Raw genomic sequence first — 14,543 nt, forward strand, 5'->3', positions numbered from 1 at the left:
AGGATAGGTCAGAATTCGCGATCGGCCAAATCCCCCTGCACTTCGTCAACAAAGGCCCGCACCCGGGCCACGAAACCCTTGGGATCCTCCACTGGGTAGGCATGACCGATCCCGGGCACCACCTCGAAGCGGCTGTGGGGGATCCGCCGCGCGGTCTCCAGGCACTTCCAGGGCGGGGTCAGCAGGTCCTCGGCCCCGCTCAGCAGCAGTACGGGGGTCTTGATCCGGTCCAGGCGCTCCCGGATGTCCCAGCCCAGGGTGCCGCGGATCTGGTGCAGATTCCCGTGCTGGGGACGGTCGCCGCCGCCAGTCACGACTTGATGGTAGGCCCGCAGGACCCCATGCCGGGCCTCCAGGAAGGCGTCGCCCCACAGGAAGGGGGCCACGGCGTCGAACTGCATGAGCGGGCCGCCCACCTCCAGGCAGCGGGCCCAGTGCTCGGCCTTCAGGCTCATGGCGAAGTCGAAGCGGGGCATGGCGCTGGTGAGCACGGCCCCGGCGAAGGCCCCGGGATGCGCACTCAGCAGTTCCAGGCTCATGGCGCTGCCGTTGGAGAGGCCGATGAGCCAGGGGTTTTCGATGCCCAGGGCGTGGAAGAGCTCCCAGGCATCCTCCGCCAGCTGGGCGGTGGCATAGGGCCCTTCCAGGGGCGCATCCGACCTGCCCTGTCCCCGGCTGTCGAAGGTGAGGATGCGGTAGCGGTCTGCCAGTCCCGGCAGCACGCCGGCCCACATGGTGGTATCCGACAGCAGGCCGTTGAGCAGCACCAGCCAGGGGCCGGCCGGATTCCCCTGCACGCGGTAGTGCAGCTTCAGGCCCGAGGCGAGGGTGGCGAGGGTGGGCTGGGGACGCATCAACCCCTCAGCTCGGAGGGCTGGTACTGCCGCTCGAAGCGCCACGTGCCGCCTTCCCACTGGATGATCGTGCAGCTGGCCTTCTTCACCTCCACGTCCCGGCCCGTCAGATGGAAGACCAGGTCGCTGAGGAAGGGCTGGTGGCCGATGAGGACGAGAACCTCTCCAGGTCCCGCCTCGGCCGTGAGTCCCCGCAGCCAGAGGTCCACCTGGGGGGGCTGCCCGTCCGGCCTCAGGTCCACCCGCGACTCCATGGGAAAGGCCCCCGCCGCCTCCTGGAGGCAGGTCATGGTTTCCGCCGCGCGCCGGTAGGGACTGTGGAAGCCACGGGTGGGCCGATGGCCCCGGGCCACGAGGCCCTTCATCGCCGCCCGCGTCCTCACCCAGCCCTCTTCCGTGAGGGCGCGGTCCGCATCCCGCTGGCCGGGGCGAGGATCCTCGGCGATGCCGTGGCGGATGAGCAGGAGCGTCGTCATCCGATGATGGTAACGCCCTGGGTCGAGCGCAGCATTTCTCCTTGTTTTTCAAGGCATTTCGAGAGATGATAGCCGTTTGGGCCCCTCCCGGCTGGCGCTGTCCGCCAATTGAGTTGCCACTTGGCACACTCGCGCAGGGATAGCCCCGGGAGATACCAGTGAGTGAGATGACCTTCGCAGCCCTCGGCTGCAGCGAAGCCCTTTTGGCCGCCCTGGCCAAGCGCGGTTTCGAAACCCCCATGCCCGTCCAGGCCCAGACCATCCAGCCCGGCCTCGAAGGCCGCGACCTGCTGGTGCAGAGCCGCACTGGTTCGGGCAAGACCCTGGCCTTCGGCCTGCCGCTGCTGCAGCGGCTCTCCGACGCGCGCCACCCCCAGGCCCTGATCCTCGCGCCCACGCGGGAGCTGGCCCAGCAGGTGGGCGCCGAGCTGCACACCCTCGTGCCCAAGCTGCCCATCGCCTCCCTGGTCGGTGGCGTGGCCTACCCGCCCCAGCTCAAGGCCCTGCAGCAGGGCGCCCAGGTCATCGTGGGCACGCCGGGCCGCGTGATGGACCACCTGGAGCGCGGCACCCTGGATCTCAGCCGCGTGAGCATGATCGTGCTCGACGAGTGCGACGAGATGCTGAATATGGGCTTCCTCGAGGACGTGGAGACCATCCTCGCCAAGGTGCCCGCGGGCCCGCAGACCTACCTGTTCTCGGCCACCCTGCCCGCCCCCATCGCCAAGCTGGCGAAGCGGTTCCTGAAGGATCCGGTCCAGATCACCCTGGCCGAGGCGGGTGAGCACGCCGTCCACGCCGACATCGCCCACACCCCCGTGCTGGCGCCCGACCACCAGCACGTGCGCGCCCTCGTGAACCTGCTGCTGAAGGACCAGCCCAGCTCCGCCCTGATCTTCACCAAGACCAAGGCCCAGACCGAGGAGGTCGCCGAGGAGCTGACCGTCTCCGGCCTGCCCGCGGCCTTCCTCCACGGCGACCTCGCCCAGGCCACGCGCACCCGCATCCTGGGCCAGTTCAAGGAGGGCAAGCTGCGCTACCTGGTGGCCACGGACGTAGCCGCCCGAGGTCTTGATATCGAGGGCCTGCCCCTGGTGGTCCACATGGGCATCCCCACCCAGCTGGAGAGCTACATCCACCGCAGCGGCCGCACCGGCCGCGCCGGCGCCAAGGGCACCAGCATGGCCCTGGTGGGCTGGAAGGAAAGCCGCATCCTGCTGGCCTGGAGCCGCCGCGGCGGCCTCAAGCTCGACTGGCGCGCCGTGCCCACGCCCGCGGAGATCCGCGAGACCCAGGCCACCAAGCTCCTCGACGGCATCCAGGGCTCCGTGAGCCCTGCCCTGCTGCACCAGGCCGCCCAGCTGCTGAAGGATGCCGATCCCGTTCGCCTCGTGGCGGGCCTGCTGGGCCTCGTCCAGGCCGACCAGGCCTCCGGCTTTGACCTGCCCAACGAGCCCGAGAAGAAGCCCAAGTCCCGCTTCGACTCCCCCCGCGATCGCAAGGAGGGCGGCCCCCGCCCCCAGCGCACCTACGCCGAGCGCGCTGCCGCGCGTGGAAACGAGCGTCCGGATTCCGCCTTCTCCAAGACCCGCCCCGACGGCAGCTTCAAGCCCCGCAGCGACTTCGAGGATCGGCCCCGGCCCTACGCCAAGCCCAAGCCCGAGGGCGCCGAACGGCCCCGCAAGACCTGGGAGGATCGCCCGGCCAAGCCCGAGGTGAAGGACACCCCGCGCCCCTGGAAGCCCAGCGTCAAGCCTGCGGGTAAGCCCGGCCCCAAGTACGGCGAAGGCCCCGCCAAGCCCTGGAAGAAGAAGGGCTGATTCTCTCCGGAGGTTCCACGCTGCGCCGGCCCGCCTTCAGCGACGCCGGCGCAGCGTGTAGATGGCCTCCACCCGGAAGAACCTTCCCGCATCCCGGCCCGTGTAGAAGGTGCCCGGATCCAGGCGCTCGTAGAGCACGTGGCCCTGCCACTGCCCGGAGAAGGTGACGTCCGCCCGCAGTTCCGCAAGTCGTCCCCGGCTCAGCCCCGACGCGAAGAGCGGCCCCTTGCCGGTCACCGGCTCGACGGCGCGCAACCAGAAGAGGCTGGCCCGCAGGCCGACCTTGGCGTGGGGCTTGGCCTGCACCGTGGCCTCCCAGGTCCGCAGGTTGGACCAGGTGGCCACGCCTGCTTCGGGCACCTGGCTGTAGACGTACAGCTCACTCCACTTCGGCCAGCGGCTGAACAGCGGATCCCAGCCCTCCTTCGCCGGAGTCGTGGGATCGTCGCCGGAGAGCCCCACCCACCCCAGGCTCAGGGAAGGCTCACAGGCCACCTGGAAGACCTGGGTGAGCCTGGCCTGCCCGCCCCAGGCGCGGATGGCCGAAGCGGATTCGGAGCTCCCCGGGCGGCCCTGCTGGCGGCCCGATTGGACGGCGAACTCGCCGGTGGCGCTGAGCCCCCTTCCCAGGTCCTCTGCAAGCCGCGCCCCCAGCGTCTCCACCCGGCGATCCGGCACGAACAGCGGATCGGTCGGGATGCGGCTGTCATGGCGTTCCGTTTTGTGGAAGGCGTAGGCCTGCAGATCGTGGCCCTCTCGCCGCCAGGTCCCGTAGACCGCCAGCGCCGCCTCGTCGCGCTCGTTGAGCAGCTGGCGCTCCTTCGGATTGTCCGTCGCGTTCAGGCGGGGGAGGTACTTGTCCCTGAAGGGGTCGGAGATGGCCAGGAGCTCCACCTTGGCCTCGCCGCCGGTCCAGGCGAGATCCAGCGCGTTGACATAGCCCGTGCGGCTGCCGTCCAGGGCGCCACCATCCATGAGCACGAAGCCGTCGCCCCGCATCAGGGTCTGGCGGCCCGCCCGCAGCGACCAGGAGGGATCCATGCGCCAATCGAGGTACAAGGTCTCGAAGATGACTTCCCGACCGTTGGCCGCCACGTCGGGCCGTGCCACCTTCCGGTTCTCATTCACCAGGCCCGCGGCAAAGGTCAGGTTCGCGTCCAGCGGAACCACGGCCCAGGCCCTCGTGCGGAAGCGGTACTGGGTTCTGAAATCCGCCGCGGCAGCCCGATGGTCGATCAGGTTGTCCCAGGATTCCGAACGCACCCGCTCCTGGAAGCCGACCTCGAATCCCGGCGCTGGTTCCTGAGCCAGGAGGGCCGTGGCAAAACAGGCGGAGAGGCACAGGGCCAAGGGGAATCCAGGCATCCTCGAGGATCCCAGCCCACGGCTTGGACATGGGTCACCAGCTCCGGCCACCCGCCGGACCGGTACCGCCCCCAGCCTTGTCTGGGCGAGTAAACTTGCACCACCCCACCAGGGAACCGCCCATGCACGACCCTGCGCTCGACCGTAGGAAGAACGGATACTTCCGGATCCTGTACATGGATTTCCGCTCCTTCTGGTACCGCCTCATCCTGAGGAGGAAGGACACCCCAGGCGCCCCCGCCAGGCCGAAGGCCGCGACCCCGGGGGCCCATCCGCAGGTCGAGGCCAAGGTTGGCGTGGGCTTCACGACGGGGGTACCCAAGCTCGACGACCAGCACCATGAGATCCGCGAGGCCATCCTGGGCCTCCAGAAGGACCTTGGCCGGGGCGTGGCCGCCGAATCCCTCCTCCATTCGCTGGACGCCCTGCTCCAGAGGATGAACGACCACTTCCAATACGAGGAGTCCTACCTGGAGCACATCAAGTTCCCGAACCTGACACATCACAAGGGGGAGCACGACCGCTTCAGGATCGATGCGCGTCTGCTGCGCGACCGGCTCGAGGCCGGCGAGCAGGGAGCCGCCCTGGACCTCTCATCGTTCCTCTTCAACTGGTTCCGCAGGCACACGCTGGAGGAGGACCACACCTTCGCGAAGGGGCAACGTCGCTGATCAGGCGTTCGGGTCGCTGGCGTTCAGGTCCACGGGCTTGGTCTCCTCGACCGGCTTGGGCCGGCCCCAGACGCGGTTCTCCATGGGCTGGGCGTTGGCCTTGTCCCGCGCCTCCTTCACCTGCCGGATGGCCTCGGCATCGCTGCCGGACTTGGGCACGGTGCCAGGCTTGAAGGCCAGGTGCAGCACGCGGTCCGCCGTGGCGGAGGTGGCCAGCAGGCCGGTGTAGCGGTCGATGTCCGCCCACTCCATGCCGTCGGGCACCTTGAATTCCTCCTTCTCCGTGGTGGGGAGCGCTGCCTTCATGAAGTCGATCCAGATGGGCAGGGCCACCTTGGCCCCGTCGGCACCCTTGAAGATCGTCTTCTTCTCGTCCAGCCCCACCCAGACCCCACAGACCACCCGGGTGGAGAAGCCGATGAACCAGCCGTCCGTGTGGTCGTCCGTGGTGCCGGTCTTGCCGGCCACGGGCCATTCCAGCTCGTTGCTGCGGGCGCCGGTGCCGCTGGTGGCCACGCCCTGCAGGCACTGGATCAGCTGGAAGGTGTTCTGGGGATCCAGCACCTGTTCGGTGGCGGCGCCGCCGTGGCTCTCCAGTACGCGGCCATTGCGGTCTGTGACCTTCTTGATGAAGAAGGGCGGCGGCGCCTGGAGGCCGCCGTTGGCGATGGTGGCGTAGCCCCGGACCATCTCCCGGAGGGTGAAGTCCCCGGAACCCAGCGCCATGCTGGGATAGGGCGGGATGTTGCCGGTGACGCCGCACTTGCGGGCGAAGTCGATGACGTTCAGGACGCCCGTCTCTTCGAGGGTGCGCACGGCCGGAACGTTGCGGGAATCCCGCAGGGCCTCCCAGATGGGAATGGGCCCCCAGAAATCGCGTTCGTAGTTCTTGGGCTCGTAGGGCTTCACGCCGGGGCGGAGGGGCTTGAAGTCCGAGCTGCCGTCCGGGTGGCTGATCAGGGCGTAGTCCACCGTGTCCAGGAAGCGCGTCGGCACGTCGTTGACCATGCTGGCCGGAGTCTTCCCGGCCGTGAAGGCGGCCCCATAGACATAGGCCTTCATGGTGGAGCCCACCTGGCGCAGGGCCTGGGTGGCGCGGTTGAACTTGGAACGGTTGAAATCGTACCCGCCCACCATGGCCCGGATCTCGCCGGTCTTCGGATCCACGGCCATCAGCGCGCCCTCCACGGAGGGGTCCTGGTCGAGTTCCAGGGTCCCGGGCGTGCCCTCATTGGCGGTCTTCACGGTGAAGAGGGGCGCCGCGCCCCGCGGCAGCAGCTTCTGGATGTCCTTCCCGGCCCAGGCGAAGGCGGTCTCAGGCACCTCGAGCTGGACCTTGCCGATGCGCACCTGGGCCTTGCCGCCCTTCCAGCCGAGGATCACGCCCCGCACACTGTCGCCCTCCTCGAAGTACCGTTTCCAGCCGTTCAGCTGGGTGGTCTCGGGGTCGGTCACGAACTGCACGGCGTCCTTGCGGAAACCCCGGCGCCGGTCCACGGCCTTGACACCGTTCCGCACCGCCTCGTTGGCGGCCTCTTGCCAGTAGCTGTCCACGGTGGTGGTGACCTCCAGCCCCCCGTTCAGGACCTGCTCCCGGCCGTACTTCTCGTAGAGGTACTTGCGCACTTCCTCCACCACGTAGGGCGCCACCGCTTCTTCGTGGGCGTTCTCGCGGGCCAGCCGAATGGGCTTCTCGATGAGCAGGCTGGCCTCGGCGGCCTTCAGGTAGCCCTCCTTGACCATGCGGATGAACACGTGGTTGCGCCGGGATTTCGCGGCGGCGCGGGCCTTGGGATCGGGGTTGTAGGGGTTGTACCAGTTGGGATTCTGGACGAGGCCCGCCAGCAGCGCGCACTCCTCGGGCAGCAGCTGGGGGGCGCTCTTCCCGAAATAGAACTCGGCCGCGGCCTCAATGCCGTAGCGGCCGCCGCCGAAGTAGACCTCGTTGGCGTACATCTCCATGATCTGCTTCTTGGAGTAGGCCTTCTCCAGCTTGCGGGCGAGGATGATCTCCTTCAGCTTCCGGTCCAGCCGCTTCTGCCGCTTGGCCGTCACGGTGCGGATCAGCTGCATGGTGAGCGTGGACGCCCCCTCGCGCCGGCGGCCGAAGCTGGTGACGAAGTTCGCACCGGAGCGGAGGAGGCCGCGGGTCGAGACGCCCCCGTGCTCCCAGAAGTCGGTGTCCTCGGTGGCCACCAGCGCGTTGATGAAGGCCTTGGGGATGTCGCCGTAGGGGATCACCACCCGGTGCTCCTCGGCGAAGATGCCGATCACGTTGCCGCTCTGGTCCAGCACCTTGGTGATGGTCTTCGGCACGCGCAGGGCGAAGAGCGTGAGGAAGCTGTCGGCATCCCGGGACAGCACGGACCAGGACACCCCGAGGATCACGCCACCCAGTGCCACGACGGCGACGAAGGCCAGGAGGAACCGCCGGATCCACCGTCGGGTGGGCGATGAGGGGGAAGCCAGGTTGGAAGCCATGGCTCAAGGATAGCGGTAGAGTGATGCCATGCCCCAGCGACTCATCCTCGTGGCCAAGGTCAAGTCCCCGCACCTGGGTTCCACCCTGCGGGAGGCCCTGCCGGTCTTCCTGGATCGGGGCTGGGAGGTCCTCGGCGAGCCCGGTCTCGAGGAGGCCTGGGCCCAGGCCGGACTGGACCCGGCCCGGCTGCACATCGACCTGGACCTGGGCGCCGGAGACGCGCCGGCCGACCTCTGCCTGGTGCTGGGCGGCGACGGCACCCTGCTCTACGCGGCCCGTCGGGTGGGCCTGCGGGGCACCCCCATCCTCGGGATCAACCTGGGCTCCCTGGGCTTCCTCACGGCCCATCCGGTGTCGGGTGCGCGGGAGGCCGTGGAGGCCTTCCTGGCCGGAGCGCTCCTGCCGGACGTACGTCCCATGCTGGAGACCGAGCTTTGGCGCCAGGGCACCCTCTTGGCCCGGCAGAGCGTGCTGAACGATGCCGTCCTGGCCAAGGGGGCTCTGGCCCGCATCATGGACATGCGCCTGCGCATCGGCGACCAGGACGCCGGCCCCATGAAGGCGGACGGCCTCATCATCGCCACGCCCACGGGCTCCACGGCCTACTCGTTGTCGGCGGGCGGGCCCATCCTGCATCCGAGCCTCGAGGCCTTCGTGATCGCGCCCATCTGCCCGCACACCCTCACGCTGCGGCCCTCGGTGGTGCCGGCCTCGCTGCCCATCTCCATCACCCTGGAGGATGCCGAAGACGCCCACCTCACACTGGACGGCCAGGTGGGCCACCGAGTGCTGCCCGGTGACGAGGTCAGGCTGCGCCAGGCGAAGACGCGGATCACCCTCCTGCAGCGGCCTGCGCTGCACTTCTTCGCCCTGCTCCAGCAGAAGCTGCACTGGGGGGATCGTTAGCGCCTCGGTCCGACCGGCAAACCGGCACAGACCGCAGGTGCGGAAGTCCCATCCGGCCCCATTGGTCGGCGGTGGTCTGCGCCATTCCATGCTTGTGACCACAGGCACACGGGCCCAGGTCGAAACTTCCTCCAGGTAGGACCTGCGTCCCTGCATGGAGGCCCCATGGCCCTCAAAGAACGACCGAAACCCTTCCTTCTGCCGGACTATTGCAAGGGCTGCGGCCGTTGCCTGGATGCCTGCGCCAAGGACTGCATCACGCTCAGCGACCAGATCAACCCCATGACCGGGTTGGTGCCGGTGGAGCTGGATCTGACGGACTGCAACGCCTGCGGCATGTGCATGGATGCCTGCCCCGAGCCCTACGGCCTGCGCCCCGCCCATGAGGGCGTGATCGAGGACTTCGAGCTGGAGGATCCCGCCAAGCTCTTCGGCGTGAAGCCCAGCGAGGCGCCCGAGCCCACGGACATCCCCAACGAGACCCTGCCCCTGCCCCGCACGGAGCCCCTGGTCATCAAGGGCACCTACGCCTCGGCCGTGGGCGCCATCCTGGCTGGCTGCCGCCACGTCTACGGCTACCCCATCACGCCCTCCACCGAAGGCGCCGAGCTCATGGCGAAGTTCCTGCCCAAGCTCGACGGCACCTTCATCCAGGCCGTGAGCGAAGTGGCCGCCGTGAACATGATGTACGGCACCGCTGGCGCCGGCCTGCCCACCATGACCTTCACCTCGTCACCCGGCTTCAGCCTGATGCTGGAAGGCGTCTCCTACATGATCGGCGCGGAGCTGCCCGGCGTCTTCGTGGACGTCATGCGCGGCGGACCCGGCCTGGGCAACATCGCCCCCGAGCAGTCCGACATCAAGCTGGCCTGCCACGGGCTCGGCCACGGCAACACCCAGGCCATCACCCTGGCGCCCTCCACCTCCCAGGAGATGCTCGACCTCACCATCCTGGCCTTCGAGCTGAGCTTCAAGTACCGCAACCCGGTGATCCTGCTGGGCGACGGCTACCTGGGCCAAATGACCGGCAAGGTGCAGCTGCCCGAAACCATGATCAAGCCCGGCATCCCCAAGTGGGCGGTCTACGGCGACGCCATGCACCGCAAGAACCTCATCTCCTCGATCTTCCTCACCGAGTCCGATCTCGAGGCCCACAACCACCACCTCAACGCCAAGTACGAGGCCATGAAGGTGGAGGCCCGCGCCGAGTCCTTCCTCTGCGACGACGCCGAGGTGGTGCTCATCGCCTGCAACACACCCGCCCGCACCGCCAAGGGCGCCGTGCAGGACCTGCGCAACCAGGGCATCAAGGCCGGTCTGTTCCGGCCCATCACCCTCTGGCCCTTCCCCGTGGAAGAGCTGAAGGCCGCCATCCACGGCGCCGAGCGCATCGTGGTGGTGGAAGCCAGCGCCGGGCAGCTGGAGGATGAGGTCCGCCTCGCCCTCAGCAAGGCCGGCGTCCGCCAGTTCCCCGAGCTCGAAAACGTCCGCCGCATGGGCGGTGTCCTGCCTCAGCAAAGCGAGATCATGACCCGGGTCCTGGGCCGGAAGGAGGTGCTCGCATGAGCAAGACCAGCGTCATCTACGACAAGTTCGAGCGCCATTCCCACGGTGAGGGCCTCAAGGGCCACGCCACCCACTACTGCCCCGGCTGCGGCCACGGCCTCGCCCACAAGTTCCTGGCGGAAGCCATCGATGCCCTGGGCATCCAGGACCGCACGGTGGCCGTGAGCCCCGTGGGCTGCTCCGTGTTCCTCTACTACTACTTCGACGTGGGCAACACGCAGGCCGCCCATGGCCGTGCGCCCGTGGTGGCGCTGGGCCACAAGTTCGCCAACCCCGAGAGCGTGGTCATCAGCTACCAGGGTGACGGCGACCTGGCCTCCATCGGCCTCGCCGAAACCGTGGCCACGGCCCAGCTCGGCGCCCCCATCACCGTCATCTTCATCAACAATGCCATCTACGGCATGACCGGTGGCCAGATGGCCCCGACCACCCTGATGGGCCAGTCCAGCTCCACCAGCCCCTCGGGCCGCAACGAGTACAACGGCCAGCCCATGAAGATGGCCGAGCTCATCGCGGGCCTCGATGGCCCCGTCTACGTCGAGCGCGTGGCTCTCTTCGACGCCAAGCAGCGCATCAAGGCGAAGAAGGCCATCCAGAAGGCCATCAAGCTCCAGGTGGAAGGCCGCGGCTACTCCTTCATCGAGGTGCTGGCCGAGTGCCCCACCCACCTGAAGATGACCCCCGAGGAAACCGAGAAGTGGGTCAAGGAGTGCATGGAGCCCGTGTATCCCCTCGGCGTGAAGAAGGACCTCACCGTCGAGCCCTGGTTCCACCGCAACGCCCCCTGCTTCAAGGGCGAGAAGATCCTGGCCCTCACCGGTGCCAGCACCGAGCATCCCGAGCGTTTCTGCAAGGGCTTCCCCACGGGGCTTGATCTGAATGATGTTTCCCTGAAGCTGGCCGGTTCCGGCGGCGACGGCGCCCAGACCGCGGCCATGCTCATCGCCCGGGCCGCCATCAGCGAAGGATTCGACGCCACCCACATCCCCAGCTACGGCCCCGAAAGCCGCGGCGGCACGTCCTACGCCGACGTGCACGTGGCCGAGACGGAAGTGCTCAATCCCGGTTCGCCCGATCCCCAGATCCTGCTGGCCTTCAATGCGCCCAGCCTGGCCAAGTTCGGCCCCACCGTGCGCAAGGGCGGCTACGTGATCTACGACAGCTCCGTGGTCACCGAAGCCCCCGTGCTGGATCCCAGCATCAAGGTCTTCCCCGTGCCCTTCACGGGCATCGCCACCGACCTGGGCAAGGCCGTGGTGAAGAACATCGTGGCCCTGGGCGCCCTGCAGGCCGCCACGAACATCTTCCCCAAGGACACCTTCCTCGGTGCCATCCGTGTGGCCCTGAAGGACAAGTGCGCCCTGATCCCCCTCAATGAGGAAGCGTTCAACTGGGGCATCAAGTCGGTGGAAGCGCTCGACCAGTAGGCTTGGAATTCCAGGAGGCAGCCATGACGGACACCGCCATCCAGACCACCCTCAGCGCCGAGGAATGGAAGGTCGTCATGGCCCTCCGGGACATCCCGGACAGCCCGCTCCGCGCCAAGGTCTCCGGCCTCCTGGCCGAGCTGGTGCGCTTCATCCAGCAGCCCCGCTGCCTCGGCATGCAGAGCGACGGTTTCCCCTGTGGCACCCCCCACACCAGCTGCGAGGAGTGCCAGCACATGCTGCAGGTGCTCGACGACCTGGCCGCCCGGGTGCCGGTCCAGGGCTGACGCGATCCAAGACCAAGGCCCCCCGGCACCTCGAGCCTGGGGGCCTCGGTGTGTACGGGCGGCCCGCTGCGTCAATCCCGCTATTTCTTCCTGGTCAGGGTGACCTTGCCGGAAGCCACGGGCGAGGTCCAGGTGCCCGTCATGGTCAAGCCGTCCTCCGAGATCGTGGCTTCGAAGTCCATGGTGGGCTCGGGGAACTTCACCTCGCGGCCCTTCACCTTGGCCTTGGTGAACCTGTCCGAGAAATCGCCCACGGCGGTGCCGTACCAGGTGGACTCCCCCTTCAGGGTGTCACCCGAGGCCGAGGCGATCTTGACCACCAGCTTGCCCCCCAGGTCCGCGAACGCCCACTGCCCCTCCCAGGTGCCCACCAGCCCAGCGGCGGTGGCGGCGTCATCGGCCCTGACGCAGGGGGCGGCGGCCAGCAAACAAGTCATCATAACGAACGGTCGGTAGGTTTTTGACATGCAGGCTCCTCGGGATGGCGTTGATTCTAGCGGCTGACGGGTGCGGGACAAAACCCCCGCGCGGTCGTGCGAGGGTCGCCGGGCCCCGCCGTGCCTACAACCCGCCCCGCAGGTTGGCGAAGGTCCTCAGGCCCTCCCCGGCGGGCTTGAGCAGGGCCACGAGCCGACCCCCGTGCAACGCGCGGAGGGGTGCGCCGGGATCGGGAAAGCCTTCGGGCAGGGCCCAGCTGGCGGGCTGGGACTCGCCGACCGGGACGGCTCGGCCATGGCTGAGGTGGTCGGCCTCCTCGTCGGACAGCAACCGTGAAGGGCACCAGGGCAGCAGGTCCACGCCCGTCAGCAGCCGCTCCTGGTCCAGGCCGGGGTCGCCCCAGGGTCCGATGGCGGTGCGGCGGAGCGCCGCGAGGTGGGCGCCACAACCCAGGCTCCGGCCCAGATCCCGGGCCAGGCTGCGCACGTAGAAGCCGCCCCGGCAGGTGATCTCCAGCGTGCTGCGCCGCGGCAGATCGTGGCGGATCCACCGGGCGGACAACAGGAAGACGCGGCTCGGCTTCATCAGCACCACCTCGCCCCGGTGCGCCTTCTTGTACGCCGCCTCGCCGTCGATCTTCTTGGCGCTGGTGGCGGGGGGCACCTGCTCCGTCCAGCCCAGGAAGGGCGTCAGGGCCGCGTCCAGGGCAGCGGGAGTGAGCTGCGAGGCATCTCCCTCCGACAGGGGAAGTCCCTGCAGGTCGCAGGTGTCGGTCTCCACGCCCCAGGCCACTTCCGCGACGTAGGTCTTGGGGAGCGGATGCATCAGCTCCATGAGCCGCGTGGCCTGGCCGGCCAGCACCAGCAGCAGCCCGTCGGCGAAGGGATCCAGGGTGCCGCCGTGGCCCAGGGCCAGTTTCTTCTGGCCCGCCTCGAAGGCCCGGCGCTTGAAGCCGCGGATCACGTCGAAGCTGCTCTGGCCCACGGTCTTGTGGACGAGGTGGATGCCGGCTTCGATCATCAGGCTTCCGTCGCGCCTTCTTCAGGCTCCGCGGGCCTGGCTGCCCGCTCCTTCTCGATCTCCGACAGGAGCGTCTCCAGGTGATTGCCCGCTTCCAGGGTGCTGTCCGGAAAGAAGCGCAGTTCGGGCACCCGCTTCATCTTGAGGCGGGCGGCCAGCTGGCTGCGCAGGAAGCCCGCCGCCCGGCCCAGGGCCTTGCGGGTGAGCGAGTCCTGCGCTTCCTGATCGCCACCATTGGCCGGCAGCACCGTGAAATAGACCTTGGCCACGCTGCGATCCGGCGAGAGGCGGACGGCCGTGAGGGTCACGAAGCCGAGCTCCGGGTCGCGCAGCTCCCGCTGCACGAGCGTGGACAGGAGGAAATGGACCTGGTCTTCGAGGCGTTCTGGGCGTTGCATGGGATTCCTTTGCAACTTTCATTCTACCCGACCCGGCTTTTTCGCCTTGCCCGTGGAGGCTGGACCCGTCACGGGATACTCTGGGTTTTTCAAAGGCAGCGGTCTTGGCCGAGTGGTTCGAAACCTGGTTTGACGAGGACTACGCCCGTCTCTACGCCCACCGGGACGCGGAGGAGGCGCGCGTGGCCCTGGGCCGGGCCATGCGGGTGGCCCCCGAGCTGGCCCAGGGGCCCGTCCTCGATCTGGCCTGTGGCGCGGGCCGGCACCTGGAGATCCTGCGGCGGGCGAACCCCATGGCCTTCGGAATGGACCTCTCCCGCCCCCTCCTGCAGATGGCCCCGGGCGGCCTCCGCCCCTGGCTGCTCCGGGGCGACATGCGCCGCATTCCGGTGAAGGACGGCTCCCTGCATGGAATCTGCCTCTGGTTCACCCCCTTCGGGTATTTCGATGATGAGGAGAACCGGGCGCTGATGATGCGCCTGGGCGCCCTGCTGGAGAACAACGGCGTGCTGGTGATGGACTACCTCAACGCCGACCTGGTGGCCCGCACCCTGGTGCCCGAGGAGACGGTGGAGCGCGGGATCATCCGGGCCCAGAGCCGCCGGTCGCTGGAGGGGGACCGCCTCGTGAAGCGCATGGTGCTCACCCGCACGGACACGGGTGAGGTGCGCGACGTGCTGGAGAGCGTGCGGCTCTACCATCCCACGGAGCTCCAGGAGATGGCCGTGCGCGCGGGCCTGCGCCTCCGGCGCGTCATGGGCACCTACGCTGGCGAGGCCTTCACCGACGACAGCCCGCGCTGGATCGGGGTTTTCGAGAAGGCGTGGTGAATG

General features: G+C 68.6%; 14 protein-coding genes. 7 read left to right on the forward strand and 7 right to left on the reverse strand.

Annotated elements, in window-relative coordinates:
- Positions 1-8 precede the first annotated feature (8 nt).
- Together QOZ81_RS10500 and QOZ81_RS10505 are read right to left on the reverse strand one after the other, a co-directional pair.
- Positions 9-854 carry an alpha/beta fold hydrolase gene (locus QOZ81_RS10500; RefSeq protein ID WP_291207038.1) on the reverse strand — a complete coding sequence of 282 codons (846 nt, stop codon included), beginning with the start codon at positions 852-854 and terminating at the stop codon, positions 9-11.
- Complete coding sequence (locus tag QOZ81_RS10505; RefSeq protein WP_291207033.1) at positions 854-1,330, reverse strand: SixA phosphatase family protein; 477 nt, start codon at positions 1,328-1,330, stop codon at positions 854-856. The genes QOZ81_RS10500 and QOZ81_RS10505 overlap by 1 nt, the downstream gene beginning before the upstream one ends.
- Before the next feature lie 167 nt (positions 1,331-1,497).
- On the opposite strand from QOZ81_RS10505, the gene QOZ81_RS10510 reads away from it, so the two are divergent.
- Positions 1,498-3,150: a DEAD/DEAH box helicase gene (locus QOZ81_RS10510; RefSeq protein ID WP_291207027.1), complete on the forward strand. Its 1,653-nt coding sequence runs from the start codon at positions 1,498-1,500 to the stop codon at positions 3,148-3,150.
- A gap of 36 nt (positions 3,151-3,186) precedes the next feature.
- Here QOZ81_RS10510 and QOZ81_RS10515 read toward each other — a convergent pair whose 3' ends face one another.
- Positions 3,187-4,515 carry a hypothetical protein gene (locus tag QOZ81_RS10515; protein ID WP_291207024.1) on the reverse strand — a complete coding sequence of 443 codons (1,329 nt, stop codon included), beginning with the start codon at positions 4,513-4,515 and terminating at the stop codon, positions 3,187-3,189.
- A gap of 122 nt (positions 4,516-4,637) precedes the next feature.
- Between QOZ81_RS10515 and QOZ81_RS10520 the strand changes: the two genes are divergently transcribed.
- Positions 4,638-5,186: a bacteriohemerythrin gene (locus QOZ81_RS10520; RefSeq protein WP_291207021.1), complete on the forward strand. Its 549-nt coding sequence runs from the start codon at positions 4,638-4,640 to the stop codon at positions 5,184-5,186.
- Here the strand turns inward: QOZ81_RS10520 and QOZ81_RS10525 are convergent, their stop codons facing one another.
- Positions 5,187-7,667 carry a penicillin-binding protein 1A gene (locus tag QOZ81_RS10525; RefSeq protein ID WP_291207018.1) on the reverse strand — a complete coding sequence of 827 codons (2,481 nt, stop codon included), beginning with the start codon at positions 7,665-7,667 and terminating at the stop codon, positions 5,187-5,189. It lies immediately after the preceding gene.
- Positions 7,668-7,695: 28 nt separating this feature from the next.
- Here QOZ81_RS10525 and QOZ81_RS10530 point away from each other — a divergent pair, with 28 nt between their 5' ends.
- The 4 genes from QOZ81_RS10530 (at position 7,696) to QOZ81_RS10545 (ending at position 11,854) form a co-directional block, all read left to right on the forward strand.
- Complete coding sequence (locus QOZ81_RS10530) at positions 7,696-8,574, forward strand: NAD(+)/NADH kinase (RefSeq protein WP_291207016.1); 879 nt, start codon at positions 7,696-7,698, stop codon at positions 8,572-8,574.
- 165 nt (positions 8,575-8,739) lie between these two features.
- The gene (gene vorB / locus QOZ81_RS10535) at positions 8,740-10,140 is read left to right on the forward strand and encodes a 3-methyl-2-oxobutanoate dehydrogenase subunit VorB (protein ID WP_291207013.1); all 1,401 of its coding nucleotides are present in this window, start codon (positions 8,740-8,742) and stop codon (positions 10,138-10,140) included.
- Positions 10,137-11,567 carry a 2-oxoacid:acceptor oxidoreductase family protein gene (locus tag QOZ81_RS10540; RefSeq protein WP_291207010.1) on the forward strand — a complete coding sequence of 477 codons (1,431 nt, stop codon included), beginning with the start codon at positions 10,137-10,139 and terminating at the stop codon, positions 11,565-11,567. Before vorB ends, QOZ81_RS10540 begins: the two co-directional genes overlap by 4 nt.
- Before the next feature lie 23 nt (positions 11,568-11,590).
- Positions 11,591-11,854 (forward strand): hypothetical protein, encoded by a 264-nt coding sequence (locus QOZ81_RS10545; protein ID WP_291207008.1) that lies wholly within the window; start codon positions 11,591-11,593, stop codon positions 11,852-11,854.
- 80 nt (positions 11,855-11,934) lie between these two features.
- Here QOZ81_RS10545 and QOZ81_RS10550 read toward each other — a convergent pair whose 3' ends face one another.
- From QOZ81_RS10550 to rbfA, 3 genes are all read right to left on the reverse strand, one after another.
- Positions 11,935-12,282, reverse strand: coding sequence for a hypothetical protein (locus tag QOZ81_RS10550; RefSeq protein ID WP_291207006.1), 348 nt, complete (start codon positions 12,280-12,282; stop codon positions 11,935-11,937).
- A 133-nt stretch (positions 12,283-12,415) separates the two neighbouring features.
- Positions 12,416-13,312: a tRNA pseudouridine(55) synthase TruB gene (truB, locus tag QOZ81_RS10555; protein ID WP_291207001.1), complete on the reverse strand. Its 897-nt coding sequence runs from the start codon at positions 13,310-13,312 to the stop codon at positions 12,416-12,418.
- Positions 13,312-13,710 (reverse strand): 30S ribosome-binding factor RbfA, encoded by a 399-nt coding sequence (rbfA, locus tag QOZ81_RS10560; RefSeq protein WP_291206999.1) that lies wholly within the window; start codon positions 13,708-13,710, stop codon positions 13,312-13,314. Before rbfA ends, truB begins: the two co-directional genes overlap by 1 nt.
- Positions 13,711-13,814: 104 nt before the next feature.
- Here rbfA and QOZ81_RS10565 point away from each other — a divergent pair, with 104 nt between their 5' ends.
- The gene (locus QOZ81_RS10565) at positions 13,815-14,540 is read left to right on the forward strand and encodes a class I SAM-dependent methyltransferase (RefSeq protein WP_291206996.1); all 726 of its coding nucleotides are present in this window, start codon (positions 13,815-13,817) and stop codon (positions 14,538-14,540) included.
- Positions 14,541-14,543: the final 3 nt, after the last annotated feature.

It is taken from the genome of Geothrix sp. (assembly GCF_030219325.1).
Taxonomy (GTDB): domain Bacteria; phylum Acidobacteriota; class Holophagae; order Holophagales; family Holophagaceae; genus Geothrix.